Annotated in this window: 23 protein-coding genes and 1 tRNA gene; 17 read left to right on the forward strand and 7 right to left on the reverse strand. The window is 69.5% G+C overall.

Annotated features, from left to right (window positions below):
• Positions 1 to 103: 103 nt before the first annotated feature.
• Together H2041_RS02610 and H2041_RS02615 are read left to right on the forward strand one after the other, a co-directional pair.
• Positions 104 to 1,234, forward strand: a complete 1,131-nt coding sequence (locus tag H2041_RS02610; RefSeq protein WP_293409119.1) for an anhydro-N-acetylmuramic acid kinase — start codon at positions 104 to 106, stop codon at positions 1,232 to 1,234.
• A gap of 2 nt (positions 1,235 to 1,236) precedes the next feature.
• Positions 1,237 to 2,556: an amidohydrolase gene (locus tag H2041_RS02615; protein ID WP_293409121.1), complete on the forward strand. Its 1,320-nt coding sequence runs from the start codon at positions 1,237 to 1,239 to the stop codon at positions 2,554 to 2,556.
• A gap of 33 nt (positions 2,557 to 2,589) precedes the next feature.
• Here the strand turns inward: H2041_RS02615 and H2041_RS02620 are convergent, their stop codons facing one another.
• Positions 2,590 to 3,243, reverse strand: coding sequence for an alpha/beta hydrolase (locus H2041_RS02620; RefSeq protein ID WP_293409123.1), 654 nt, complete (start codon positions 3,241 to 3,243; stop codon positions 2,590 to 2,592).
• A gap of 157 nt (positions 3,244 to 3,400) precedes the next feature.
• On the opposite strand from H2041_RS02620, the gene H2041_RS02625 reads away from it, so the two are divergent.
• From H2041_RS02625 to H2041_RS02665, 9 genes are read left to right on the forward strand one after another with little or no spacing between them, the layout of a single operon-like run.
• The gene (locus H2041_RS02625; protein ID WP_293409125.1) at positions 3,401 to 3,841 is read left to right on the forward strand and encodes an Rrf2 family transcriptional regulator; all 441 of its coding nucleotides are present in this window, start codon (positions 3,401 to 3,403) and stop codon (positions 3,839 to 3,841) included.
• A complete protein-coding gene (locus H2041_RS02630; RefSeq protein WP_293409127.1) occupies positions 3,838 to 4,980 on the forward strand; it encodes a cysteine desulfurase family protein in 1,143 nt (380 codons plus the stop codon). The genes H2041_RS02625 and H2041_RS02630 overlap by 4 nt, the downstream gene beginning before the upstream one ends.
• An 11-nt stretch (positions 4,981 to 4,991) precedes the next feature.
• Positions 4,992 to 6,461, forward strand: coding sequence for a Fe-S cluster assembly protein SufB (sufB, locus tag H2041_RS02635; RefSeq protein ID WP_293409129.1), 1,470 nt, complete (start codon positions 4,992 to 4,994; stop codon positions 6,459 to 6,461).
• Positions 6,458 to 6,859 carry a hypothetical protein gene (locus H2041_RS02640; RefSeq protein ID WP_293409131.1) on the forward strand — a complete coding sequence of 134 codons (402 nt, stop codon included), beginning with the start codon at positions 6,458 to 6,460 and terminating at the stop codon, positions 6,857 to 6,859. The genes sufB and H2041_RS02640 overlap by 4 nt, the downstream gene beginning before the upstream one ends.
• Positions 6,859 to 7,605, forward strand: coding sequence for a Fe-S cluster assembly ATPase SufC (gene sufC, locus H2041_RS02645; protein ID WP_293409134.1), 747 nt, complete (start codon positions 6,859 to 6,861; stop codon positions 7,603 to 7,605). The genes H2041_RS02640 and sufC overlap by 1 nt, the downstream gene beginning before the upstream one ends.
• Positions 7,602 to 8,642, forward strand: a complete 1,041-nt coding sequence (gene sufD / locus H2041_RS02650; RefSeq protein ID WP_293409136.1) for a Fe-S cluster assembly protein SufD — start codon at positions 7,602 to 7,604, stop codon at positions 8,640 to 8,642. Before sufC ends, sufD begins: the two co-directional genes overlap by 4 nt.
• A complete protein-coding gene (locus H2041_RS02655; RefSeq protein WP_293409138.1) occupies positions 8,642 to 9,856 on the forward strand; it encodes a cysteine desulfurase in 1,215 nt (404 codons plus the stop codon). Before sufD ends, H2041_RS02655 begins: the two co-directional genes overlap by 1 nt.
• 6 nt (positions 9,857 to 9,862) lie before the next feature.
• Positions 9,863 to 10,222 carry an SUF system Fe-S cluster assembly protein gene (locus H2041_RS02660; protein ID WP_293409140.1) on the forward strand — a complete coding sequence of 120 codons (360 nt, stop codon included), beginning with the start codon at positions 9,863 to 9,865 and terminating at the stop codon, positions 10,220 to 10,222.
• Between the two features lie 15 nt (positions 10,223 to 10,237).
• Positions 10,238 to 10,645 (forward strand): iron-sulfur cluster assembly accessory protein, encoded by a 408-nt coding sequence (locus H2041_RS02665; RefSeq protein WP_293409142.1) that lies wholly within the window; start codon positions 10,238 to 10,240, stop codon positions 10,643 to 10,645.
• Positions 10,646 to 10,649: 4 nt separating this feature from the next.
• Here the strand turns inward: H2041_RS02665 and H2041_RS02670 are convergent, their stop codons facing one another.
• The 6 genes from H2041_RS02670 to H2041_RS02695 form a co-directional block, all read right to left on the reverse strand.
• Positions 10,650 to 11,456, reverse strand: a complete 807-nt coding sequence (locus H2041_RS02670) for an enoyl-CoA hydratase/isomerase (protein ID WP_293409144.1) — start codon at positions 11,454 to 11,456, stop codon at positions 10,650 to 10,652.
• An 83-nt stretch (positions 11,457 to 11,539) separates the two neighbouring features.
• Positions 11,540 to 12,595, reverse strand: coding sequence for a diguanylate cyclase (locus tag H2041_RS02675; protein ID WP_293409147.1), 1,056 nt, complete (start codon positions 12,593 to 12,595; stop codon positions 11,540 to 11,542).
• A gap of 119 nt (positions 12,596 to 12,714) precedes the next feature.
• The gene (locus tag H2041_RS02680; RefSeq protein ID WP_293409149.1) at positions 12,715 to 14,226 is read right to left on the reverse strand and encodes a DEAD/DEAH box helicase; all 1,512 of its coding nucleotides are present in this window, start codon (positions 14,224 to 14,226) and stop codon (positions 12,715 to 12,717) included.
• A 165-nt stretch (positions 14,227 to 14,391) separates the two neighbouring features.
• The gene (gene parE / locus H2041_RS02685; RefSeq protein WP_293409151.1) at positions 14,392 to 16,494 is read right to left on the reverse strand and encodes a DNA topoisomerase IV subunit B; all 2,103 of its coding nucleotides are present in this window, start codon (positions 16,492 to 16,494) and stop codon (positions 14,392 to 14,394) included.
• A gap of 138 nt (positions 16,495 to 16,632) precedes the next feature.
• Positions 16,633 to 18,042 carry a type I glutamate--ammonia ligase gene (glnA, locus tag H2041_RS02690; protein WP_293409153.1) on the reverse strand — a complete coding sequence of 470 codons (1,410 nt, stop codon included), beginning with the start codon at positions 18,040 to 18,042 and terminating at the stop codon, positions 16,633 to 16,635.
• A 39-nt stretch (positions 18,043 to 18,081) separates the two neighbouring features.
• Positions 18,082 to 18,420 carry a P-II family nitrogen regulator gene (locus H2041_RS02695; protein WP_293409156.1) on the reverse strand — a complete coding sequence of 113 codons (339 nt, stop codon included), beginning with the start codon at positions 18,418 to 18,420 and terminating at the stop codon, positions 18,082 to 18,084.
• A gap of 236 nt (positions 18,421 to 18,656) precedes the next feature.
• Between H2041_RS02695 and H2041_RS02700 the strand changes: the two genes are divergently transcribed.
• From H2041_RS02700 to tig, 6 genes are all read left to right on the forward strand, one after another.
• On the forward strand, positions 18,657 to 20,192 hold the full coding sequence (locus H2041_RS02700; RefSeq protein WP_293409158.1) for an acetyl-CoA acetyltransferase: 1,536 nt from the start codon (positions 18,657 to 18,659) through the stop codon (positions 20,190 to 20,192).
• Between the two features lie 4 nt (positions 20,193 to 20,196).
• Entirely contained in the window at positions 20,197 to 20,766 is a 570-nt protein-coding gene (locus tag H2041_RS02705; RefSeq protein WP_293409161.1) for a histidine phosphatase family protein, read from the forward strand.
• A 17-nt stretch (positions 20,767 to 20,783) separates the two neighbouring features.
• The gene (locus H2041_RS02710; RefSeq protein WP_293409163.1) at positions 20,784 to 22,229 is read left to right on the forward strand and encodes an NAD(P)H-hydrate dehydratase; all 1,446 of its coding nucleotides are present in this window, start codon (positions 20,784 to 20,786) and stop codon (positions 22,227 to 22,229) included.
• Positions 22,230 to 22,478: 249 nt separating this feature from the next.
• Positions 22,479 to 23,123, forward strand: coding sequence for a LysE family translocator (locus tag H2041_RS02715; protein WP_293409165.1), 645 nt, complete (start codon positions 22,479 to 22,481; stop codon positions 23,121 to 23,123).
• 36 nt (positions 23,124 to 23,159) lie between these two features.
• Positions 23,160 to 23,244 (forward strand) — tRNA-Leu (locus H2041_RS02720).
• A gap of 141 nt (positions 23,245 to 23,385) precedes the next feature.
• Positions 23,386 to 24,744, forward strand: coding sequence for a trigger factor (tig, locus tag H2041_RS02725; RefSeq protein ID WP_293409167.1), 1,359 nt, complete (start codon positions 23,386 to 23,388; stop codon positions 24,742 to 24,744).
• Positions 24,745 to 24,784 lie beyond the last annotated feature (40 nt).

Here is a 24,784-nt window from a genome sequence, read left to right on the forward strand (position 1 = left end):
AGATCGATCCGCGCCTTAAGGGGCGCGGTAATAGAGGCCGGCGGCGGAGCGGCGTTCGATCATGCCGCTAGCTAGCGCCGCGCGGGCGTGGCAGTCAATGCGGATGCGCGTACTGGGATTCATGACCGGCACCTCGCTCGACGCGGTCGACATGGCGGTGCTCGAGACGGACGGCGAGACGATCGAAGCCTTCGGCCCGGCCGGCGAACGCAAGCTCTCGGCGGCGGCCCGCAAGGTGATCCTGGCCGCCACGGAGGCGGCCCTGGCGTGGCCGAGAGGCGCGCCCGAGCCCGAGGTCTTCGCCGAGGCCGCTGCGGCGGTGGCGCGGGAGCACTTCGAGGCCGCCGAGGCGTTTCTGGAAAAGAACGACCTCGCCTGGCGAGATATCGACCTCATCGGCATGCACGGCCAGACCGTCCTGCATGAGCGGCCGGAGGACGGCCGGATCGGCCGAACGGTTCAGCTCGGCGACGCCGCCTGGCTGGCCGAGCAGACCGGCGTGCCGGTGGCCTTCGACTTCCGCTCGGCCGACGTGGCCGCCGGCGGGCAGGGGGCGCCGCTGGCGCCCATCTATCACCTGGCCCGCGCCCGCGCCTCGGAGATGACGCCGCCCCTGGCGGTGCTGAACATCGGCGGCGTGGCCAATGTCACCCTCTGGCCCGACGTGGGGGAGCTCGTGGCGTTCGACACCGGGCCGGGCAACGGGATGATCGATCTGCTCTGCCAGGCGCGCGGGGCCGGCCGGTTCGACGACAAGGGCAACTATGCCAGCGTCGGCCTGGTGGATGAGAGCATCCTGCGCTCCCTGCTGGCGCATCGCTATTTCGACGCTCCGCCGCCCAAGTCGCTGGACCGCTACGAATTCTCGCTGGAGCCGCTGGAGGGCCTGAAGCTGGAGGATGCGGCCGCGACGCTGGTGGCCTTCACCGCCGAGGCGGTGCGGATGGGCTTCGAGAAGCTGGAGACGTCGCCGCGCGAGGTGATCGTCTGCGGCGGCGGACGCCACAATCCGGAGATCATGAAGGCGCTGCGCGAACGTCTGAGAGGCGAGGTGAAGACGGCCGAGGAAGTCGGCTGGCGCGGCGATTCCATCGAGGCCGAGGCCTTCGCCTACCTGGCGGCGCGCACGGCCCGGGACCTGCCGATCTCGTTTCCGAAAACGACGGGCGTCGCCACGCCCATGAAGGGCGGGCGCATCGTGCGCCCCGCCGGTGACGCCGAGGGGGAGGGCTGATCATGCGCACGAGGACATGGAAGGGCCTTCTGATGGCCGGCGTCCTGGCGGCCGCCGCGGGCCTGGGGCCGAGCGCACTGGCGCAGGAGACCTCGCGCCAACAAGCCGTCTGCGCCGCAGCCAAGGCGCTGCAGCCCAAGGTGGTCGCCTGGCGGCGCGACATCCACGAGCATCCCGAACTGGGCAATCGCGAGGTCCGCACCGCAGGCCTGGTCGCCGAGCACCTGAAGAGCCTGGGCTACGAGGTCCGCACCGGCGTCGCCCATACCGGCGTGGTGGCGATCCTCAGGGGCGGAAAGCCGGGCGGCGTGGTCGCTCTGCGCGCCGACATGGACGGTCTGCCCGTCGCCGAGCAGACGGGGCTGCCCTTCGCCTCCAAGGCCGTGGGCGAGTACAACGGCAAGCCGACGCCCGTGATGCACGCCTGCGGCCACGACGCCCACGTGGCCATCCAGATGGGCGCGGCCGAGATCCTGGCCTCCATGCGCGACGAGATCCCGGGCACGGTGGTGCTGATCTTCCAGCCTGCCGAGGAAGGTCCCCCGCCGGGCGAAGAGGGCGGTGCGGCGCTGATGGTCAAGGAAGGCGTTCTGGCCGATCCGAAGCCCGGCGCCATCTTCGGTCTGCACGTCAGCCCTGGCGAGGTGGGCGCCATCGCCTATCGCTCCGGCCCGATGATGGCGGCGGCCGACAGCTACGAAATCCGCCTGAAAGGCAAGCAGACCCATGGGGCGCGGCCCTGGGACGGCGTCGACCTGGCCTCGCTGTCGGCGGAGATCGTGACCGCCTTCAACCAGGTGGCTTCGCGCCAGCTCGACGTCTCGCGGTCGCCGACGGTCATCACCGTGGCGGTGATCCAGAGCGGCGTGCGCCACAACATCATTCCTGACGAACTGATGATGGCCGGGACCCTGCGGACCTTCGATCCGGAGATGCGCGAGGACACCATCGCCCGGATGAAGAAGACGGTGGACAGCATCGCCGCGCGCTACGGCGCGACGGGCGGCCTGACCATGGGCGGCCATGTCCCGGTGACGGCCAACGATCCGGCCCTGACCAAGGCCATGGCCCCGACGCTGGCGGCGGCCTCGGCCAGGCCGGCCGACGGCGAGACGGGGCTGGTGACCGGGGCCGAGGACTTCTCGGAGTTCCAGGCCGTCATCCCCGGCCTCTACTACCGGCTGGGCGTCGGCTTCCCGAAGGGGACCAACCACTCGCCCTTCTTCACCATCGACGAGGCGGCGCTGGAGGTGGGCGTGCGCGCCCAGGTGCTGGCCGCGCTCGACTATCTGGAGCGGGTGGCGCCTCAGTCGGCGGATTGAGGCGCGACAGACGGTCGCCCGCAGGGCGGAGGCTCAGGCCTCCGCCGACTGCGCCAGGCGCTTGTCGAGATAGCCGCCGACGCGCGTCTCGACCTCGGGCAGGTGCTCGGTCCAGAAGTGGTTGGCGCTGTCGACGACCTCGTAGTCGATGACGATGCCCTTCTGGGTGCGCAGCTTGGAGACGACGCGTTCGACCTCCACGGGCGGGGTCACGCTGTCGGAAGCGCCCTGCAGGATCAGGCCGGAGGCCGGGCAGGGGGCCAGGAAGCTGAAGTCGTACATGTTGGTCGGCGGCGACACCGAGATGAAGCCGTCGGTTTCCGGGCGGCGCATCAGGAGCTGCATGCCGATCCAGGCGCCGAAGTCGTAGCCGGCGACCCAGCATTGCGTGGCGGCCGGATTGGTCGCCTGCAGCCAGTCGAGCGCCGTGGCCGCGTCGGCCAGCTCGCCGATGCCGGAATCGAATTCGCCCTGGCTGCGGCCCACGCCGCGGAAGTTGAAGCGCAGGACCGAGAAGCCCCGCTTCATGAACAGGTGGAAGAGCTGCACCGCGACCGGATTGTTCATCTGGCCGCCCGCCTTCGGGTGGGGGTGCAGGATCAGCGCCACCGGCGCGTTCTCGCTCTTGCCCTGGGAGTACCGTCCCTCGATCCGCCCGGCCGCGCCGGTCAGAACCACCTCTGGCATGCCATCCTCTCGTGCCGCCTAGAATACTTGACTACGCTGCTTGGTCTTCCTAGATCGCAGCCATGCGTCCAATCGGGAAAACCGCCTGCGCGAAGCCGGGGCTTGTAACACAGGCGCGGCCCGATTCGCGGGAAAACTGCACGACGGACTTGGCAAGATGCGCCTGAGCACCAAGGGAAGATACGCCGTCATGGCCATGGCCGACCTGGCGCGCCGCGAGGGCGACCGAGCCGTCGCCCTGGCGGAGATCGCTGATCGGCAGGAGATCTCGCTTTCCTATCTGGAGCAGCTCTTCGCGCGCCTGCGCCGTCGGGGCCTGGTCGTCAGCGCCCGCGGACCGGGCGGGGGCTATCGCCTGGCCCGCAGCGCGCAGGAGACCAATATCGCCGAGATCGTGCTGGCCGTGGACGAGCCCCTGCGCGCCACCCGCTGCGGCGGGGAGGGCGCCCGGCGGGGCTGCATGGCCAAGGGCGAGAAGTGCCTGACCCACGACCTGTGGGAAGAAATGGGCCGGCAGATCACCACCTATCTGGAGTCCGTCTCCCTGGCGGACGTCGTCGACGGACGGCTGGGCGCTCGGGCCTCGGTGGCCGCATGAGCGCGGTCTATCTGGATTACAATGCGACGGCCCCGGTGCGGCCGCAGGCCCAGGCGGCGGTCGCCGAGGCGCTTGCCGCCGGCGGCAATCCCTCCTCCGTCCACGCGGCCGGCCGGGCGGCCCGGGCCCGAATGGAGGCGGCGCGCGCCAAGGTCGCGGCCCTGATCGCCGCGCCCGCCTCCACCGTGATCTTCACCTCCGGCGGGACGGAAGCCAATGCGCTGGCCGTCGAGAGCGCCGTGGCCTCCGGCAGCCGCCGCCTGATCGTCAGCGCCGTGGAGCATGACGCGGTTCTGGAGAGCGCGCGGGCCTCCGGGGCCGAGGTCGAAGTCCTGCCCGTTGACGCCGAGGGCGTCGCCGATCTCACCTGGCTGGCCGATCGCCTGGGCCGCCGGAACGGGGACGACGGGCGTCCGTTCGTGGCCCTGATGCTCGCCAACAACGAGACGGGCGTCATCCAGCCCGTGGCCGAGGCCGCCCAGATCGTCCGCGCCGCCGGCGGCTGGCTGCACGTCGATGCGGTCCAGGCCGCCGGCAAGATCGCCGTCGACAGCCGGGCGCTCGGCGCCGACACCCTGGCGATCTCCGCCCACAAGATCGGCGGGCCCCAGGGCGTGGGCGCGCTGACCTTCGGCCCGCGGGCGACGCTCGTGCGCCGCCTGCACGGCGGCGGCCAGGAGCGCAGCCGGCGGGCGGGAACCGAAAATGTGCCTGGAATTGCAGGTTTCGGCGCAGCCGCTGAGGCGGCGCTCGAGGATCTGCCGGTCGCCTCGGCCCAGGCGGCCTGGCGCGACGCGGCGGAGGCTGCGCTCCTCGACGCCGGCGCGACCGTCCTGGGCCGCGGCGCGCCGCGCCTGCCCAACACGCTCTGTGTCGCCATGCCGGACTTCCCCGCCGAGCTTCAGGTGATGAACCTCGACCTGGCGGGCGTCATGGCCAGCGCCGGCTCCGCCTGCTCCTCCGGCAAGGTGAAGCCGAGCCATGTGGTCGCCGCCATGGGCCGGGAGGACCTGGCGGGCTGCGCCATCCGCATCAGCGGAGGCTGGGCGACGAGCGCCGAAGACTGGAACCGATTTGTCGAGGCCTGGATCAGGGCCCATGACCGCCATGCCGCGCGACGTCGCGCGCCGGCGGCCTGAAGGAAACCGATATGCCCGCCGTCAAGCAGACCGTCGAACATGTGGAAGCGCTGGAAAAGTACCAGCACGGCTTCGTCACCAGCATCGACCAGGAGTTCGCGCCCAGGGGCCTGAACGCCGACATCGTGCGCTTCATCTCTGCCAAGAAGGAGGAGCCGGAGTGGATGCTCGCCTGGCGGCTGGAGGCGTTCGAACGCTGGCTGGCCATGGAGGAGCCCACCTGGGCCAAGGTGACCTTCCCGCGCATCGACTATCAGGACGCCTACTACTACGCCGCACCGAAGAAGAAGGATGGGCCCAAGAGCCTGGACGAGGTCGATCCGGAGCTGCTGGCCACCTATGCGAAGCTGGGCATTCCGCTGCGCGAGCAGGAGGTCCTGGCCGGCGTCCAGGGCGCGCCGAAATATGCGGTGGACGCGGTCTTCGACAGCGTCTCGGTGGTCACGACCTTCAAGAAGGAGCTGGCCCAGGCCGGCGTCATCTTCTGCTCGTTCAGCGAGGCGGTGCGCGAGCATCCGGAGCTGGTGAAGAAGTATCTGGGTTCGGTGGTGCCGGCCTCGGACAACTACTTCGCCTGCCTGAACAGCGCGGTCTTCTCCGACGGCAGCTTCGTCTATGTGCCGCCGGGCGTGCGCTGCCCGATGGAGCTCTCCACCTATTTCCGCATCAATGCGGCCGAGAGCGGACAGTTCGAGCGCACGCTGATCATCGCCGACAAGGGCGCCTACGTCTCCTATCTCGAAGGCTGCACCGCGCCGATGCGCGACGAGAACCAGCTGCACGCCGCCGTGGTCGAGCTGGTCGCGCTGGACGATGCGGAGATCAAGTACTCCACCGTCCAGAACTGGTACCCGGGCGATCCGGAGACCGGCAAGGGCGGCATCTACAACTTCGTCACCAAGCGCGCCGACTGCCGCGGCGACCGGGCCAAGGTGTCCTGGACGCAGGTGGAGACGGGCTCGGCCATCACCTGGAAGTACCCGTCCTGCATCCTGCGCGGGCGCGAGAGCGTGGGCGAGTTCTATTCCATCGCCATCACCAACGGCCGTCAGCAGGCCGACACCGGCACCAAGATGATCCACCTGGGCGAGGGCACGCGCTCGCGCATCATCTCCAAGGGGATTTCGGCCGGGAAGTCGTCGAACACCTATCGCGGCCTGGTCTCCGCCCACCCGAAGGCCAAGGGCGCGCGCAACTTCACCCAGTGCGACTCGCTGCTGATCGGCAAGGACTGCGCCGCCCACACCGTGCCCTATATCGAGGCGCGCAACGGCCAGGCCATTTTCGAGCACGAGGCGACGACCACGCGCCTGTCCGAGGACCAGCTCTTCTACGCCCGCCAGCGCGGCCTGGGCGAAGAGGAGGCCGTCCAGCTGCTGGTCAACGGCTTCGTCAAGGACGTGCTGCAGGAGCTGCCCATGGAGTTCGCCGTGGAGGCCCAGAAGCTCGTCGCCATTTCCCTCGAGGGCTCCGTCGGATGAGCCGCGATCAGACCCGGACCCAGATGATGAACCTGAAAGCCGCCTTCGAAGCCGAACACGCCCGCCGCGACGCCGAACGCCGCGCGCGGGAGGAGGCCGAGCTGCAGCGCCAGGCGGAGGACCTCGCCCGCGCCGAAGCGCTGGAGGCGGCCCTGGCCGAGGATCCCGCCTTCCTCGCGAGCAAGGGGCTGGAGCTGTCGCGCCGCCGGTACACGGTCTCGCTGGACCATGCCGACTACCGGATCGCGGCCTATTTCGAGGACGGGCAGTGCAGCGTCACCGCCGCCGACAAGCGCACGGCCACCTCCTCGGCCGCGCCGCGCAAGCAACAATTCGTCGAGAGCGTCGAGGACGCCCTCCTGGTGATGGCCCAGTTCCTGGCCGACGAGACCCGCTGATGCTTTCCATCCAGAACCTGCACGCCCGCGTCGAAGAAGCCGAGATCCTGAAGGGGCTGTCGCTCGACCTGCCCGCCGGCGAGGTCCACGCCATCATGGGGCCCAACGGCGCCGGCAAATCGACCCTGTCCTACGTGCTGACCGGCCGCGACGGCTATGAGGTCACGCAAGGCTCCGCCACCCTGGACGGCGAGGACCTGCTCTCGCTCGAGCCGGAGGAGCGGGCCGCCCGGGGCCTTTTCCTGTCGTTCCAGTATCCGCTGGAGATCCCCGGCGTCCCGGCCATGACCTTCATCCGCACGGCGCTGAACGCCCAGCGCAAGGCGCGCGGCGAGGCCGAGGTCACGGCGCCGGAGTTCCTGAAGCTTGCCCGCGAGACCGCCAAGCAGCTTCGCATCGACTTCGACATGCTCAAGCGGCCGCTGAACGTCGGCTTCTCGGGCGGCGAGAAGAAGCGCATGGAAATCTTTCAGATGGCGATGCTTTCGCCGCGTCTGCTGATCCTGGATGAGACCGACTCCGGCCTCGACATCGACGCCCTGAAGATCGTCGCCGACGGGGTGAACGCCATGCGCAGGCCTGACCGCGCCATGCTGGTCATCACCCACTACCAGCGGCTCCTGGACTACATCCGGCCCGACCGGGTCCATGTGCTGTCGGCCGGGCGCATCGTCGCCAGCGGCGGCCCGGAACTGGCGCTCGAACTGGAGCGCGAGGGCTACGACAAGTATGCGAGGGCCGCTTGAGCCTCTCCGCCGCCCTCCGCGACCGCGACGTCGCCCAGCTGCCCAGCCGCCGGGATGAGGACTGGCGCTGGACCGATCTGCGCGCCCTGATCCGCGAACTCCCGCCGGCCTCGCCGGAGGCCCCGGCGCCGGCGAACCCGGGTCCGTTCGGCGATCTCGGCGAGGCCGAGGTCATGGTGGTCAACGGCCGCGTGCTGGGCGAGGCCGCCCTGCTGCGTCTGCCGCCCGGTCTGTCCCGCACCCTGCGGCTGCGCATCGTCTCGGCCGCCGCGGAGACGTCGCACGGCGTCCGGCTGTCGGTCGAGCTGGGCGAGGGCGCTCGCCTGACCCTGCTTGAGAGCCACGAGGGCCTGGCCGCCGGCTATCTGGCCGACGCCGAGCTCGACATCAAGCTGGCCAAGGACGCCCGCCTCGATCGCATCGTCCTGGCGGGCGACGAGGCCGAAGCGGTGTCGGTGAACACCGCCGAGGTCGAGCTCGCGGCAGGGGCGCAACTGGCCCAGAGCGTCCTGACCACGGGCGCCAAGCGCCAGCGCATCGAGACCCGCGTGCGCCACCCCGGCCAAGGGGCTCATGTGCGGATGGACGGCGTCTATCTCCTCGCCGGCCGCACCCACGCCGACCTGACGAGCGGCGTCACCCATGCCGGTCTCGACGGAACCACCGACCAGCTCATCAAGGGCGTCGTCGCCGACCAGGCGCGCGGCGTCTTCCAGGGGCGCATCACGGTCGCCGAAGGCGCCGACCGCACGGACGCGCGCATGGGCCACCACGCCCTGATCCTGTCCGATCGGGCCGAGATCGACGCCAAGCCCGAACTGCTGATCTTCGCCGACGACGTGGCCTGCGCCCACGGCAACACGATCGGCGCCCTGGACGAGGACGCCATCTTCTATGCCCGCCAGCGCGGCGTGCCGGAGGCCCAGGCCCGGGCGCTGCTGACGGAGGCCTTCGTCGGCGAGGTGATCGACCGCATCAAGGACGAGGCCGTCCGCGAGGCTGTCCGCGCCTGGGCGGCCGAAAGGCGGGTGGGTTGATGGCCTTCGACGTCGAAGCCGTTCGCGCGGAATTCCCGATCCTGCAGCGTCAGGTGAACGGCGAGCCGCTCGTCTATCTGGACTCCGCGGCCTCGGCCCAGAAGCCCAAGGCGGTGATCGAGGCCATGACGCGGGCCATGGAGCATTCCTACGCCAACGTTCACCGCGGCCTGCACACGCTGGCCAACGAGACGACCGAGGCCTACGAGTCCGCCCGCCGCGCGGTCGCCGGGTTCATCGGCGCGGGGGAGGACGAGGTCGTCTTCACCAAGGGCGGCACCGAGGCGATCAATCTGGTTGCGGCCGGCCTGGGCGCCCGTCTGGGCGCCGGCGATGAGATCGTGCTCACGCAGATGGAGCACCACGCCAACATCGTCCCCTGGCACTTTCTGCGTGAGCGGCTCGGCGTGGTCCTCAAGTTCACGCCCGTGACCGATGCGGGCGAACTCGACCTCGACGCCTACCGCAACCTGCTGGGGCCGCGGACGCGCGTGGTGGCGCTCAGCCACATGTCCAACGTGCTGGGCACGGTGAACCCGGTCATGGACATGACCCGCATGGCCCACGAGGCCGGCGCGCTCGTCCTGATCGACGGCTGCCAGTCCATCGTCCACCAGCCGGTGGACGTGAAGGCGATCGACGCCGACTTCTTCGTCTTCTCCGGCCACAAGCTCTACGGCCCGACCGGCATCGGCATCCTCTATGGCAAGGCCGAACGACTCGCCGATCTGCCCCCCTATCAGGGGGGCGGCGAGATGATCGGCGAGGTGGCGCTGGAGAGGATCACCTATGCCGACCCGCCGCACCGTTTCGAGGCCGGGACGCCGCCGATCCTGGAGGCCATCGGCCTGGGCGCGGCCATCGGCTGGCTGAACGGTCTGGATCGCCGAGCGGCGGCCGAGCACGAGCACCGGCTCTACCAGCGCACGATCAAAGGTCTTTCCGGCGCCAACTGGCTGCGCATCATCGGCGAGGCGCCGGGGAAGGGGGCCATCCTCTCCTTCACCATGGAAGGCGCCCATGCCCACGACGTGGCGCAGATCCTGGATCGTTACGGCGTCGCCGTCCGCGCCGGGACCCACTGCGCCGAACCCCTCATGAAACGCTTCGGCGTGACCTCCAGCGCCCGCGCCTCGTTCGGCCTCTACAACACCGAGGCCGAGGTCGACGCCTTCGTCGAGGCGCTGAACAAGACCCAAGCCTTTTTCGCGTGAATGCCCATGGATGACGCCCCCGCCAAGACCGAAGCCGCCCGGCCGCTGAGCCAGGCCGAGCTCGACCAGCTGACCGATCAGCTGATCGAAAAGCTCAAGACGGTCTTCGATCCCGAAATCCCCGTCGACATCTACGAGCTCGGCCTCATCTACAAGGTCGACGTTTCGGACGACAAGGACGTGGCCATCGACATGACCCTGACCGCGCCGGGCTGTCCCGTCGCCGGCGAAATGCCCGGCTGGGTGCAGGACGCGGTGATGGAGATCGACGGCATCCGGTCCTGCAAGGTCGACCTGGTCTTCGATCCGCCATGGGATCCGTCGCGGATGTCGGACGAGGCCAAACTTCAACTGAACATGTTCTGACCCCATATGCCGTCCATGGAAAACCTCAGCCTCACGCCCGCGCCCCGCGCCCGCCGGCCCCGGCCCAAGGTGGTCACCCTGACGGACGCCGCCGCCGCGCGCGTCCGCGAGATCATGGACAAGGCCGAAAAACCCTATGCCGGCCTCCGCGTCGGGGTGAAGAACGGCGGCTGCGCCGGGCAGGAGTACATCCTCGAATATGCCGCGACCGCCGATCCCCTTGACGAGGTGGTGGAGGACAAGGGCGTCACCATCTTGGTGGAGCCCAAGGCCGTCCTCTTCCTGATCGGCACGGTCATCGACTACGAGACCACGCGGCTGGCCTCGAAGTTCGTCTTCCGCAATCCGAACGAGACCGACGCCTGCGGCTGCGGCGAGAGCGTGACGATCACTCCGGCCGCCGCCGATCAGGACGAGGCCTGAGCCGTCAGCGCCACTGGAACTGGGCGGGACGCTTCTGCAGGAAGGCCAGCACGCCTTCGCGAGAATCCTCGGTCCGGCCCGCCTCCCGCTGCACGATCCGCTCGGCCTGGAGCTGCTCGGCCCATTCCGCGTCCAGCCCCTCCCAGACCAGTTTCCGGATATAGCCCAGCGCCCGCGGGCCGGTGGCCAGCGCCTGGGCCAGCTCCATGGCCGTCGCCATCAGCTCGCCGTCGGGCACGCAACGGTTGATCAGACCCCACTCCAGCGCCGTCCTGGCCGGCAGCTTGTCGCCGAGGAGCGTCAGCTCCATGGTCCGCGCCTTGCCGACCATGCGGCTCAGCAGATAGGTGGCCCCGCCGTCCGGAACGAGGCCGATGCGCCGGAAGGCCTGCAGGAAGTAGCCGCTCTCGCCCGCCACGATCAGGTCGCCCATCAGGGCGATGGAGCAGCCGATGCCGGCGGCCGCGCCGTTCACGGCGGTGACGATCGGCAGGGGGTAGTCGCGCAGGCGCGTGACGAAGGGATTGTAGACGCTCTCCAGCGCCGCCCCGGCGTCGCGGGCCTGGACGCCGTCCTCCGGGCCGCCGGGACTCTCGGCCCGGCCGGAGAGGTTGGCGCCCGAGCAGAAGCCGCGCCCTTCGCCGGTGATGACCACGCAGCGCACCCCGGACTCCGGCCTGGCGTAGGCCTCCAGGGCCGTCTGCAGCTCGCCGATCAGATCCAGGCTGGCGGCGTTCAGCGTCGCGGGATCCGAGAGGACAATGACTGCGACAGCCCCGGTCTCGGAGGTCTTGATCTTCTCATAGGCCATGGCGTTCTCCCGTCCTTCGCCTTGAGCGGCGAGTCTGCGGGAGTCTACCCGGCGTCAGCCAAGGCCCAAAAGCGTCGCCGGCCTCACGCCGCGTTGGCGATCGGTGCGGCCAGACTCACCCGGTTCCGTCCGCCGCGCTTGGAGGCGTAGAGAGCGGCGTCGGCCCGTTCCATGACGCTGTGGGCGCTCTCGCCCGGCGCCCGTTCGGCCAGCCCCGCCGAAACGGTGATCTTGCCCAGGTCCTCGTTGGTCGAGCGGCGCTTCAGCACCCTTGAGGCGATCTCCTCGCGGATCTCCTCCAGGGCCGCACGGGCAGTCGCCATGGCCTCGGCCGGGAAGATGAGGGCGAACTCCTCGCCGCCGTAGCGGGCCGCGAGGCGCGGCGTCGCACCCAGGCGCCCGATGACGCTGGCCACGTAACGGATCACCTGATCGCCGGTCTGGTGGCCCCAGGTGTCGTTGAAGCCCTTGAAGTGGTCGATGTCGATCAGCGCCAGGCAGATGCCGTGCCCGCGTGAGTCGGCCTCCTGGCAGGCGCGCGCCAGCTCTTCGTCGAAGGACTTCCGATTGGCGAGGTTCGTCAGGCCGTCCGTCGTCGCCTCGCGGCGAACCTGCTCGAGGTGTTCGCGCAGGCGGGTGACCTCGTTGCTCGATTCGCTCAGGCGCTTTTCCAGCGTCTGGTTTTCGAGCTGCACCCGCTGGGTGGCCGTGGCCAGTGTCTTCACCGTGGCCTCAAGGCTGGCGACGTCCTTGCCCGAGGAAAGCGACTGGCTGGCGCTGGCCAGGGTCTGGCCGTAGGCCTCGCTCGATTGCTTGGCCGAGCTGATGGCCGCCGACACCGAAGCCAGTTCGCGGCTCAACTGATCGCCGGCGTCCCGAATCTGGTCGTTCAACCGCGCCTTCGGCAGATAGAGCGCCGCCAGCTCCTCGCTGACCGACTCGGTGAAGGCCTGGCCGCTCTTGAGGATGCGCGTGATCTCCTTGCCGAGCGCGCTCTCCGGCGCGGCGAGGTAGTTGATCCACAGCTCGAAATTGATCGCCGTGGGCCAGATCCGGTGGCGCTCCATCTCCTCGATGGCCGTTCGCGCGAGGCCGAACGCCTCGGGCCCTCTCAGCCTTGTCTCCACTTCTTGGGACATGGTTCGCCTTCCTTGCGGCCGGTCGCTCCCCGGAGCGCCGGCGACCCCGATCTCTCGAGGCGCAGGGTAAGACTGAGAGTCAAACGAGCGGTTAAGCTCGCTGCGGATCCTCGCGGTGATCAGCCGCCCCGGAGCGGCGTCGGACGAAGCAGGAAGGCGGGCGTGTCGCCGCCGAAGCCGCGGACGCCGGACCGGCCCTCGTCGGTCTCCTCGCGAGAGCGGACGCCGCGGACGGGCCGTTCGCGCGGCGAGGCTGGGGCCTCGGCCTCGGCTTCGGCCGGCTTGGCGCGACGGCGCTTGGGCGTCTCGTCGGTCTTGGGCCGGGGGGAGCGCTTCGGCCTCTCTTCGGCCGCCGCGGGCTCGGCGGCCTGGACGACCGCCGCCGGCGTCTCGGCGGCCTCGCGCGGCGCGCTGCGGCGTCCGCGGGTCGGGCTGCGGCTCTCGCCACGGCGCCCGCCGGTCTTGCCGACACGGCTGCGGTCGTCCTTGAGGGCGTCCCACTCCAGCTCGAGGGGGGCGGCCTCGGGCGTCTTGCCGATCAGCTTCAGCACCTTGTCGAGCGACTTGGCGTCGGCCGGGGTGACGATCATGTGGGCTTCGCCCGTGCGGCCGGCGCGGCCCGTCCGGCCGATGCGGTGCACATAGTCGTCGGCGTGGTGCGGCACGTCATAGTTGAAGACGTGGCTGACCGCCGGGATGTCGAGCCCGCGCGCGGCCACGTCGGAGGCCACCAGCAGCTTCAGCTCGCCGTTGCGGAAGCTCTCCAGGGTGCGCATGCGCGTCGCCTGGTCCAGGTCGCCGTGGATGGCCGCGGCGTCGAAGCCGTGGGTCTTCAGCGACTTGGCGACGATGTCGACCTCGGTCTTCCGGTTGCAGAAGACGATGCCGTTCTTCACGTCGGACCGCTCGATCAGCGCGCGCAGCGCCGTGCGCTTGGCCTTGGAGTCGCTGACCGGCAGCTCGGTCATGTACTGGCTGATGGTCTCGGCTGTGGTCGCCGGCTTGGCGACCTCGATCCGGGTCGGGTTGTTCAGGAACTGCTGGGTGAGCCGCGTGATCTCGGGCGGCATGGTGGCCGAGAAGAACAGCACCTGCCGGCGCGGCGGCGTCAGTTTGAAGATGCGCTCGATGTCGGGGATGAAACCCATGTCGAGCATGCGGTCGGCCTCGTCGACCACCAGCAGCTGGACGCCCGTGAGCAGCAGCTTGCCGCGCTCGAAATGGTCCAGCAGACGGCCGGGCGTGGCGATCAGCACGTCGACGCCACGGTCGAGCTTGGCCTCCTGGTCGCCGAACGAAACGCCGCCGATCAGCAGGGCCCAGTTCAGCTTGTGGTACTTGGCGTAGCGCTCGAAGGAGGAGGCGACCTGGTCGGCCAGTTCGCGCGTCGGCGCGATGACCAGGGAGCGCGGCATGCGGGCCTTCGACCGGCCAGCGGCCAGGCGATCGATCATGGGCAGGGTGAAGGCCGCGGTCTTACCCGTGCCGGTCTGGGCGATGCCCAGCACGTCCTGTCCGGCCAGGGCGACGGGGATCGCCTGCTCCTGGATCGGGGTGGCCGTGGTGTAGCCGGTCTCGGCGATGGCCTTCAGTGTCGCGTCCGACAGGCCCAGAGAGGAAAATTCAGTCATTCATCGGCAAAACAAGATCAGGGCCCGCGAAGTTGCGTCCCGGATCGATCAGCGCGACGTGATCGACGCGCGCGGCGGAACATAGGCGGAAGCGCCTTCAAGTCAATGTGCGACAAGGCCTGGACGTGGCCCGTCGCCGCCGCCGGGCCTTGCCGCGCCCGCCAACTAGACGTCGAGGTCTTCCGTCGCGAATTCCGCATTCTCCTGGATGAAGCGGAAGCGCAGTTCCGCCTTTCGCCCCATCAGCGCCTCCACGAGATCGGCGACCGCCTCTTCGGAACGGGGCAGGGTGACGCGCGCCAGGGTGCGCCGGGCCGGATCCATGGTGGTTTCCTTCAACTGCGCCGGCATCATCTCGCCCAGGCCCTTGAAGCGGCCGATCTCGGGCTTCTTGCCCTTGAACTCCGTGGCCAGGAGTTCGGCGCGATGCGCGTCGTCGCGGGCATAGATGGTCTTGCCGCCGTGGCTCAGCCGGTAGAGCGGGGGCAGGGCGAGATAGAGGCGGCCCGAGCGGATCAGGTCCGGCATGGTGCGGTAGAAGAAGGTGATCAGCAGCGAGGCGATGTGGGCGCCGTCCACGTCGGCGTCGGTCATGATGACGATCCGCTCGTAGCGCAGGTCGTCCTCGCGGAACTTCGATCCCGCCTGGACGCCCAGCGCCTGGAGCAGGTCGCTCAGCTCCTTGTTGGCCACGAGCTTGTCGGCGCCGGCCGAGGCCACGTTCAGGATCTTGCCGCGCAGGGGCAGGATGGCCTGGGTCTTGCGGTCGCGGGCCTGCTTGGCCGAGCCGCCGGCGGAGTCGCCCTCGACCAGGAAGAGCTCGGTGCCCTCGGCGGCGCGGATGGCGCAGTCGGCGAGCTTCCCCGGCAGGCGCAGCTTGCGGGTGGCCGAGGCGCGGGCCACGTCGCGCTCCTTGCGGCGCTTCAGGCGCTCCTCGGCGCGGTCGATGACGAAGGCGAGCAGGGCGCTGGCGGCCTTCGGCTGAGCCGTCAGCCAATGGTCGAAGGGGTCGCGCAGGGCGCCTTCCACCAGGCGTTGGGCGTCGGAGCTCGACAGCCGCTCCTTGGTCTGGCCCTGGAATTCCGGATTCTTGATGAAGACGCTGATCAGAACGCCGGCCTGGGCGACGACGTCCTCGGCCGTGATGATGCTCCCGCGCTTCTCGCCGGTGAGTTCGGCATAGGTCTTCAGGCCGCGCGTCAGCGCCGCGCGCAGGCCGGCCTCGTGCGTGCCGCCCTCCGGCGTCGGCACGGTGTTGCAGTAGGAGCGGATGAAGCCGTCGGCCTCGCCGAAGCCTTCCGGGGTCCAGGTCACGGCCCATTCCACCGCGCCGGCCTCGCCCTGCCGCTCGAAGCGGCCGGCGAAGGGCTCGGGCGTCACCGTCTCGATCTTCTCGACCTGCTCGGCGAGATAGTCGGCCAGGCCGTTGGGGAAGCGGAAGACGGCCTCGGCGGGCGTCTGGTCATGAATGCGCGAGGGATCGCACTTCCAGCGGATTTCGACGCCGCCGAAGAGATAGGCCTTGGAACGGGCCATCCGATAGAGGCGGGCCGGCTTGAAGGCGCAGCCCTCGCCGAAGATCTGCTCGTCGGGCAGGAAACGGATCGCCGTGCCGTGCTTGCGGCTGGGCTGGCCCTTTTCGATGGGGCCGAGCGGCTTGCCGCGCGCGAAGGCCTGACGCCACTCGAAGCCGTCCTTCCAGGCGGTGACCTCGACCTTCTCGGACAGCGCGTTGACCACCGAGACGCCCACGCCGTGCAGGCCGCCCGAGGTCTCGTACGCCTTGCCCGAGAACTTCCCGCCCGAGTGCAGGACGGTCATGATCACTTCCAGGGCCGACTTGCCCGGATGCTTGGGGTGCGGGTCGACCGGAATGCCGCGTCCGTCGTCCTTCACCGTCAGATAGCCGTCGGCGTCCAGGGAGACTTCGATGAACTTGGCGTGGCCGGCGACGGCCTCGTCCATGGCGTTGTCCAGCACCTCGGCGAACAGGTGATGGAGGGCCCGCTCGTCGGTGCCGCCGATGTACATGCCCGGGCGCTTGCGGACCGGCTCCAGGCCCTCGAGAACCTCGATGTCCTTGGCCGAATAGCCGCCGGCGGCCGGCCTGTCCGCAGCCGCCTTGTCGGCGGGCGCGGGCGCGGCCGGCTCAGCCGCCTGAGGCGGCGGCGGGCTCGGGCGCGGCTCGTGCGCCTCGGCCAGCGGCGCGGCCGGCGCCGGGTTCAGGGCGTCGTCGAAGAGGGAAGCTTGCGGGGGGGCCTTGGACATCTGGCTCGGAAGCTGCGGCGATTCGGAAGCGCCCGGTATGAATCGCAGAGGGCGACAAATCAATGCGGGCGGCCCTGAACGGAAAAAGGGCCGCAGCTCGCGCCGCGGCCCTTCCGAAGTGCGTCTAAGCGCGGGCGCTTAGCACTTGTAGTACATGTCGAATTCGACCGGGTGCGGATGCAGTTGCAGCCGCATGACTTCTTCCATCTTCAGCTCGATGTAGCCGTCGATGAAGTCGTCGTCCATGACGCCGCCCTTCTTGAGGAAGGCGCGGTCCTTATCGAGGTTCTCCAGCGCTTCGCGCAGGCTGCCGCAGACTTCCGGAACCTTCTTCTGCTCGCGGGGCGGCAGGTCGTAGAGGTTCTTGTCCATGGCCGGACCCGGATCGATCTTGTTCTCGATGCCGTCCAGACCCGCCATCAGCAGGGCCACGAAGGTCAGGTAGGGGTTGCCCATCGGGTCGGGGAAGCGGGCCTCGATGCGCTTGGCCTTCGGCGAGTCCACGTGCGGGATGCGGATGGAGGCCGAGCGGTTGCGCGACGAGTAGGCCAGCTTCACCGGCGCCTCATAGCCCGGCACCAGGCGCTTGTAGCTGTTGGTGGTCGAGTTGGAGAAGGCGTTGATGGCCTTGGCGTGCTTGATGATGCCGCCGATGTACCACAGGCACTCCTGCGACAGGCCGGCGTACTTGTCGCCGGCGAACATCGGCTGGCCGCCCTTCCAGATCGACTGGTGGACGTGCATGCCCGAACCGTTGTCGCCGAACATCGGCTTGGCCATGAAGGTGGCCGACTTGCCGTAGGCCGCCGCCACGTTGTGGATGACGTACTTATAGAGCTGCATCCGGTCGGCCATGGTCAGCAGGTCGGCGAACTTCAGGCCGAGCTCGTGCTGCGCGGGAGCCACTTCGTGGTGGTGCTTCTCGGGCTGCATGCCGAGCTCGCCCATGACGGCCAGCATTTCGCCGCGCAGGTCTTGGCCGGAGTCGACCGGGTTGACCGGGAAGTAGCCGCCCTTCGGGCCGGGCCGGTGGCCCATATTGCCTTCCGGATACTCCTTGCCCGAGTTCACCGGCAGTTCGGTCGAGTCGAAGGCGTAGCCGGTGTTGTGGCCGGCCGTGGACCAGCGCACGTCGTCGAAGATGAAGAACTCGGCCTCGGGGCCGAAATAGACCGTGTCGCCGATGCCGGCCGACTTCACGTAGTTCAGCGCGGCCTTGGCGATGGACCGCGGGTCGCGGTTGTAGGGCGTGTTGGTGTCGGGGTTCAGCACGTCGCAGAACAGGCACAGCGTGGTCTGCTGGTAGAACGGGTCGATATAGGCCGAGGAGAGGTCCGGCCGCAGCTTCATGTCGGACTCGTTGATCGCCTTCCAGCCGGCGATCGACGAACCGTCGAACATGGTGCCGTCGTTCAGGAAGTCGTCGTCGACCAGGTCGATGTCGAAAGTGACGTGCTGCATCTTGCCGCGGATGTCGGTGAAGCGGACGTCGACATATTTGACGTCCTTCTCCTTGATCATCGCCAGGATGTCTTTGGCCGTGCTCATTGCTGTTATCCCCTAACTCGTTCTCTTGGGAGTGGATCTCTAGACCGCCGCCGCGCCGGTCTCGCCGGTGCGGATGCGGAGAACGTCGATGATTTCGGAGACGAAGATCTTCCCGTCTCCGATGCGGCCGGTGCGCGCGGCGCCTGTGATCGCCTCGAGCGCGCCGGCGAGCTGGTCGTCGGCCACGACGACCTCGATTTTGATCTTGGGCAGGAAGTCGACCACGTACTCGGCGCCGCGATAGAGCTCGGTGTGGCCCTTCTGGCGGCCATAGCCCTTGGCCTCAAGCACGGTCATGCCCTGGACGCCCAGTTCCTGCAGGGCCTCCTTCACCTCGTCGAGCTTGAACGGCTTGATGATGGCTTCGATCTTTTTCATGGGGCCTTCTGGTTACTCCAAGGGCCGCCGCCCCGGCGGTGGAGGCGACGGAGCACGCCGCAGCTTGCGGCCACAAGGGCGTCCCGGCGCGGACGCTCGCGGGTGTGGCGCGATTCCATTCGTTGCCGAAAAAATAGGCTACTGGCGCCTCAATTTCGAGCTGTGCGGAAATCGCCTTGTGGCGGCCTCTTTGCGCCCTAGGATCGCCGCCGCCACGGCGACCAGGGAGGGGCAAGATGGACGAGAGGACGCCAGTTCTCATCGGGGCGGGCCAATTCACCTATCGCGGCGAAGCGCAGAATTCGCCGGCGCCGACAGAACTGCTGAAGATTGCGGCGGTTAGCGCCGCCGTCGACGCCGGACTGGCGCCGGACGCCTTGAGCCGGCTCGACAGTCTGGCGGTGGTGGGCTTCACGGTCGATGCGCCGGGTGGGGGACGGCCGACGCCGCACAGCTCCAATCCGCCGTCCAGCCTGGCGGCGGCGCTCGGCGCGCAGCCGGGCTGGAGCGTCTATTCCCACATGGGCGGCAACAGCCCGCAGCAGCTGATCAACACCCTGTGCGAACGGATCGCCAAGGGCGAGACCCAGTTCGCCATGGCCGTGGGGTGCGAGTTCCTGGGCTCGGCGACCAAGCGGCTCACCAAGGGGTTCGGGTTCGACGACTGGGCCGAGGACCAGACGCTGCCGCCGCCGGAGCGGATCGGCGATCCGCGGCCCGGCGTCACGCCCTATGAAGCTCGCCATGGGCTTGGGCGTCCCATCAACACCTATCCGCTGTTCGAGAACGCGCTGCGGGCCCGCGACGGCCGTTCGATTCCTGAACACCAGCGCCGGATGGGGGAGCTGTTCGCGCCATTCACCGACGTGGCGCGCGACAATCCGCTGGCCTGGTTCCCGGTCTCGCGCACGGCGGAGGAGCTCGTCACGGTCACCGAGCGCAACCGCATGGTGGGCTTCCCCTACACCAAGTACCTCAACGCCATCATGGACGTGGACCAGTCGGCCGCCGTGCTGGTCGCCAGCCTGGCCAAGGCGCGCGAGCTGGGGGTGGCGGAGGACCGCCTCGTCTATCTGCATGGCTGCGCCGACGCCGCCGATCTCTGGTATCCGCTGGAGCGGCAGAACTTCCATTCCAGCCCAGCCATGCGGCTGACCGGCGCCCGGGCCCTGGAGATGGCCGGCGTCGGCCTGGACGACGTGGGCGTGATCGATCTCTATTCCTGCTTCCCCGTCGCCGTGGAGATCGGCGCCGAGGAGCTGGGCCTGGCGCTCGACGACGTGCGCGGCCTGACGGTGACGGGCGGGCTGCCCTATTTCGGCGGGCCCGGGAACAACTACGCCATGCACTCCATCGCCACCATGATGCAGAAGCTGCGGGCGCGGCCGGGGCAGTACGGCCTGATCACCGCCAATGGCTGGTTCCTGACCAAGCAGTCGACGGGCGTCTATTCGACCCGCCGGCCCGACGGGCCTTTCGAGCGGCAGGATCCTTCGGTCATCCAGCGGCAGATCGACGCCCTGCCGCACCCGGAGATCATCGAGCATCCGGAGGGACGGGCGGTGATCGAGACCTACACCGTCGTGCACGGCCGCGAGGGCTATCTGATGGGCATCGTCGTGGGCCGGGACGAGGCCGGCCGGCGCTTCGTCGCTCACACCCCGACCGACCCGGCCGTGCTCGAAAGCCTTGAGACGGTGGAATCCGTCGGCCGGACGGGTAGGGTCGGCCCCGCCCCCGAGGGCCAGCGCAACCTCTTCATACCGGACTGAAACCATGCCGCGTCTCTATCTGATCCGTCACGGGAAACCCGCCGCCAGTTGGGGCGGCCATGACGACGATCCGGGGCTGGACGAGACGGGCCGGGCGCAGGCCCTGGCGGCGCGCGACATTCTGCTCGCGCTTCCGGAGGCCGAACGGCCGAAGCGGGTCGTCTCCTCGCCGCTCGCCCGCTGCCGCGAGACCGCCCTGCCGACCGCCGAGGCGCTGGGCGTGGAGCTGGAGATCGACCCCGCCGTCGGCGAAATCCCGACCCCGGCCGCCCTGGCCGCGGCGGACCGCCCCGCCTGGCTGCGCGAGGCGTTCCAGGGGCGCTGGCAGGACATCAAGGGCGACCTCGACTACGACGCCTGGCGCCGGTCCGTGGCCCAATCCCTGCGCGCGCGCGGGGACACGGCGGTGTTCAGCCATTTCGTGGCGGTCAACGCGGTTCTGTCGCATCTGCAGGGCGACGACCGCGTCGTGGGCTTCCGGCCCGATCACGCCTCGATCACCGTGCTGGAAACGGACGGCGAGGCCTTGACCCTGATCGAGAAAGGGCGCGAAGCCTCCACCGGCGTGCTTTAGTCGAGTCCGGAGGCGGCGTGACCCCCAACCAGATCCTCACCGTCTCCGAAATCTCCGCCGCCGACCGGCAGGCGATCGCGGGGGGGACGCCGGGTCTGACGCTCATGGAGCGGGCCGGCGCGGCGGTGGTCCGCGAGATCGAGACGCGCTTCACGCCAAGATCCGTCCTGGTTCTCTGCGGCCCGGGCGACAATGGCGGGGACGGCTATGTCGTCGCCCGCCTGCTGGCCGATCGCGGCTGGCCGGTGCGGGTGGCGGCCCTGCCGCCCCAGTCGGACATGGCCAGGACGATGGCGGCCCGCTGGCCGGGACCGGTGCAGGCGCTGGACGCCGACCTTTCCGCCGAACTCGTGGTCGACGCCCTGTTCGGCATCGGCCTGAGCCGCCCGCTGTCGGGCGAGGCGGCCCGGGCCGTCGCCCAGATCAACGCCCATCCCGAACGGATCGTCGCCGTCGACGTGCCGAGCGGACTGCCGGGCGACACCGGTCAGCCGCAGGGCGCCTGCGTCCGCGCCGCCCTGACCGTCACCTTCCACGCGCGCAAGCCGGCCCACGTTCTGGAGCCGGGCCGCGGCCGCTGCGGCGAGGTGGTGGTGGCCGACATCGGCCTTGCGCCGCAGGAAACGCAGCTGTTCGAGAATACCCCGGCGCTGTGGCTGCCGAAGTTTCCATGGCCCACCGCGGCCTCCCACAAGCATGCCCGCGGCCGGATGGTGGTGGTCAGCGGCCCGGCCCACTCGACCGGCGCGGCCAGACTCGCCGCCCGGGGCGGTCTGCGCATCGGCGCGGGCCTGGTCACGGTCCTCTCGCCGCTGGACGCCGTGGCGGCCAACGCCGCCCACCTTGAGGCGGTCATGCTCCGTCCCTTCGACACGGACGCGGACCTGGAGAGCCTGGCGGCCGACGTGGACTCCGCGGTCATCGGCCCGGCCGCGGGCGTGGGCGAGACGACGCTGATGAACGTGCTGGCGCTGGCCCGGACAGGCGCGGCCCTGATCCTGGACGCCGACGCCATCACCGTCTTCCGCCAGGATCCCGAGGAGCTCTTCTCCGTCCTCGACCGGGACGACGTGCTGACCCCGCACCCCGGCGAGTTCGAGCGCCTCTTTCCCGGCGAACTGGAGGCGAGCCCCGAACGCATCACCGCGGCCCGCAACGCCGCGCGCACCGCCGACGCGGTGGTCCTGCTGAAGGGCGCCGACACGGTGGTGGCCGCGCCGGACGGACGTGCGGCGGTGAACCTGAACGGCTCGCCGTGGCTGGCTACCGCCGGCACGGGCGACGTCCTCGCCGGCTTCGTCGCCGGCCTGGTGGCCCAGGGCATGGACAGTTTCGAGGCCGCATGCGCGGCGGTCTGGATCCATGCCGAGGCGGCCCAGGCGCATGGCCCCGGCCTGATTTCCGAGGACCTGCCGGGCCTGGCGCCGGCCGTTCTGCAGGATCTGTTCGCCCGACAGGGTTGAGGCGCAGCCGAGGTGTGGTAAGGCCAGGATCGCGTCTCTCAGGAACAGGTCCCTTGGCTCCGATCTCCGCCGCAATCCGCACCATCGCCGCGCCGGCAGCCGCCGGCGGCGTAGCTGCGCGCGCCACGGCCGGGACGGAACCGACGATCGCCTGAGGACGACTGTCTCCCATCCCCGGCCACGGCTGGGGATGCTGTCCGGACAAGCCGGGCAGGGGACCTGGCCGCCGCCAAGACCCCCGGACCCGTCATGACCAGTCTTCCGCAGCATTTGTCCTCGCCCCAGCTTCTCGCGGCGCTGGCGGCCTTCGCCTTCGTGTCGTCCATCACGCCGGGGCCGAACAACGCCATGCTGATGGCTTCGGGCGCCAACTTCGGCTTTGCGCGCACCCTGCCGCACCTGGCCGGGGTGACGATCGGGTTCGCCATCCTGCTGCTGTCGGTGGGCCTGGGCCTGGGCGGCCTGTTCACTGCGGTTCCGGCTCTTCACGCCGTCCTGAAGGCGGTCGGCGCGGCCTATCTCCTGTGGCTCGCCTGGAAGATCGCCACCGCCAAGGGGGTGAGCGGCAAGGACGGCGGTGGCCGCCCGATCAGCTTTCTGCAGGCGGTCGGCTTCCAGTGGGTCAATCCGAAGGCCTGGGTGATGTCGGTCGGCGCGGTGGCGGCCTATGTGCCGCAAGGCGAGGGGCTGCTCCCCAACGTCGCTCTCGTGGTGCTGGTCTTCTCGCTGGTGAACCTGCCCTGCATCGTCGCCTGGGCCGGAGGTGGGGTGGCCCTGCGACGGGTGCTGGCGCAGCCGGCGGCTCTGCGGGCCTTCAACTGGATCATGGCCGCGCTCCTGGTCGGGTCGCTCATCCCCATCGTCTTCGACCTGGCCGGCGGCTGGCGCGCTTGACGCCGGCCGACAAACCGTCGAAGGCAGGGCCGCCGTGCGGGCGTGGCGGAACTGGTAGACGCACTGGATTTAGGTTCCAGCGCCGCAAGGCGTGGAGGTTCGAGTCCTCTCGCCCGCACCACTCTTTGCTCTTGGACCGGGCCGGCGCCCGTGACATAAGAGCGCCCTCTCGCCGCCTCGACGTAGGCGGCGCTTCCCGTTTCACCCTAAGGCGGACCTTGAACGCGCGACTGCGCCGCGGAGTCCGGAAGCAAGAATGTCGATGCAGATCGTTGAAAAGTCTGGTGAAGGCCTGAGCCGCGTCTACGGCGTGACGGTCCCCGCCGCCGACCTGGCCGAGCGCCTGGAAGCGCGCATCACCGAGATCACGCCGCAGCTCAACATCAAGGGATTCCGTCCGGGCAAGGTGCCGCCGGCCCATGTGCGCCGCGTGCACGGCAAGGCCCTGATGGCCGAGGTCGTCGAACAGACCATCTCCGAATCCACCCAGAAGGTGCTGGAAGAAAAGAAGCTTCGGCCGGCCGGTGAGCCGGACCTGAAGCCGGAAGGCGACCTGGGCGACGTGGTCGACGGCAAGGCCGACCTGTCCTTCGAGATCGCCCTGGACATCATGCCCGACTTCGAGCCGGTCGATCCGTCGACGCTCGAACTCACCCGTCCGGTCTACAAGCCCGGCGACGACGAGGTGGCCGAGGCGCTCGCCGAGCTGGCCAAGCAGAGCCGCAGCTTCGAGCCGCGCACCGGCAAGACCGTCAAGGCCAAGGACGGCGACCAGCTGACCATCGACTTCGTCGGCAAGATCGACGGCGAGGCCTTCGAGGGCGGTTCGGCCGAGGACGCCAAGCTGGTGCTGGGCTCGGGCCAGTTCATTCCGGGCTTCGAGGAACAGCTGGTCGGCGCCAAGCCCGACAGCGACGTGGTCGTGAAGGTGACCTTCCCCGAGGACTATCAGGCCGCCCATCTGGCCGGGAAGGAAGCCGAGTTCGACGTCAAGGTGAAGGAAGTGGCCGCGCCGGTGGAGACCGAGGCCGACGACGCCTTCGCCGAAAAGCTCGGCATCGAAAGCCTGGACAAGCTCAAGGAGCTGCTGCGCGAGAACATCGAGCAGCAGTACGCCGGCGCCTCGCGCTTCAAGCTGAAGCGCGCCCTGCTGGACGCGCTGGACGCCAAGCACGACTTCCCGCTGCCGCCGAAGATGGTCGAAGCCGAGTTCGGCGCCATCTGGACCCAGGTCCAGCAGGACAAGGAGCGCGGCGCTCTGCCGCCGGAAGACGCCGACAAGAGCGACGAGCAGCTGGAGTCGGAGTACCGCAAGATCGCCGAGCGCCGCGTGCGCCTGGGCCTGGTGCTGGCCGAGATCGGCCGCGTCAACAACGTCCAGGTCACCGACCAGGAGCTGCTCGAGGCCATGCGCCAGGAGGCCATGCGCTACGGCGCCCAGGCCCAGCAGGTGTTCGACATGTTCCGCCAGAACCCGAACGCCCAGGCCCAGCTCCGCGCCCCCATCTTCGAGGACAAGGTCGTCGACCTGATCGTGGGCAAGGCCAAGGTCGAGGACAAGGACGTCAGCAAGGACGAGCTGATGGCCGAGGACGACCTGCCGGAAGGCTACGGCGCCTGACGACGGCCGGGGGCGTCAAGCCCCGGCCCGAGCTTTGAGA

It is taken from the genome of Phenylobacterium sp. (genome assembly GCF_013911965.1).
Taxonomy (GTDB): Bacteria; Pseudomonadota; Alphaproteobacteria; order Caulobacterales; family Caulobacteraceae; genus Phenylobacterium.

Coding starts and splice junctions, on each gene's coding strand:
- H2041_RS02610 (WP_293409119.1), top strand. CDS start 104: ATGCGCGTACTGGGATTCATGACCGGCACCTCGCTCGACGCGGTCGAC.
- H2041_RS02615 (WP_293409121.1), top strand. CDS start 1,237: ATGCGCACGAGGACATGGAAGGGCCTTCTGATGGCCGGCGTCCTGGCG.
- H2041_RS02620 (WP_293409123.1), bottom strand. CDS start 3,243: ATGCCAGAGGTGGTTCTGACCGGCGCGGCCGGGCGGATCGAGGGACGG.
- H2041_RS02625 (WP_293409125.1), top strand. CDS start 3,401: ATGCGCCTGAGCACCAAGGGAAGATACGCCGTCATGGCCATGGCCGAC.
- H2041_RS02630 (WP_293409127.1), top strand. CDS start 3,838: ATGAGCGCGGTCTATCTGGATTACAATGCGACGGCCCCGGTGCGGCCG.
- sufB (WP_293409129.1), top strand. CDS start 4,992: ATGCCCGCCGTCAAGCAGACCGTCGAACATGTGGAAGCGCTGGAAAAG.
- H2041_RS02640 (WP_293409131.1), top strand. CDS start 6,458: ATGAGCCGCGATCAGACCCGGACCCAGATGATGAACCTGAAAGCCGCC.
- sufC (WP_293409134.1), top strand. CDS start 6,859: ATGCTTTCCATCCAGAACCTGCACGCCCGCGTCGAAGAAGCCGAGATC.
- H2041_RS02655 (WP_293409138.1), top strand. CDS start 8,642: ATGGCCTTCGACGTCGAAGCCGTTCGCGCGGAATTCCCGATCCTGCAG.
- H2041_RS02660 (WP_293409140.1), top strand. CDS start 9,863: ATGGATGACGCCCCCGCCAAGACCGAAGCCGCCCGGCCGCTGAGCCAG.
- H2041_RS02665 (WP_293409142.1), top strand. CDS start 10,238: ATGGAAAACCTCAGCCTCACGCCCGCGCCCCGCGCCCGCCGGCCCCGG.
- H2041_RS02670 (WP_293409144.1), bottom strand. CDS start 11,456: ATGGCCTATGAGAAGATCAAGACCTCCGAGACCGGGGCTGTCGCAGTC.
- H2041_RS02675 (WP_293409147.1), bottom strand. CDS start 12,595: ATGTCCCAAGAAGTGGAGACAAGGCTGAGAGGGCCCGAGGCGTTCGGC.
- H2041_RS02680 (WP_293409149.1), bottom strand. CDS start 14,226: ATGACTGAATTTTCCTCTCTGGGCCTGTCGGACGCGACACTGAAGGCC.
- parE (WP_293409151.1), bottom strand. CDS start 16,494: ATGTCCAAGGCCCCCCCGCAAGCTTCCCTCTTCGACGACGCCCTGAAC.
- glnA (WP_293409153.1), bottom strand. CDS start 18,042: ATGAGCACGGCCAAAGACATCCTGGCGATGATCAAGGAGAAGGACGTC.
- H2041_RS02695 (WP_293409156.1), bottom strand. CDS start 18,420: ATGAAAAAGATCGAAGCCATCATCAAGCCGTTCAAGCTCGACGAGGTG.
- H2041_RS02700 (WP_293409158.1), top strand. CDS start 18,657: ATGGACGAGAGGACGCCAGTTCTCATCGGGGCGGGCCAATTCACCTAT.
- H2041_RS02705 (WP_293409161.1), top strand. CDS start 20,197: ATGCCGCGTCTCTATCTGATCCGTCACGGGAAACCCGCCGCCAGTTGG.
- H2041_RS02715 (WP_293409165.1), top strand. CDS start 22,479: ATGACCAGTCTTCCGCAGCATTTGTCCTCGCCCCAGCTTCTCGCGGCG.
- tig (WP_293409167.1), top strand. CDS start 23,386: ATGCAGATCGTTGAAAAGTCTGGTGAAGGCCTGAGCCGCGTCTACGGC.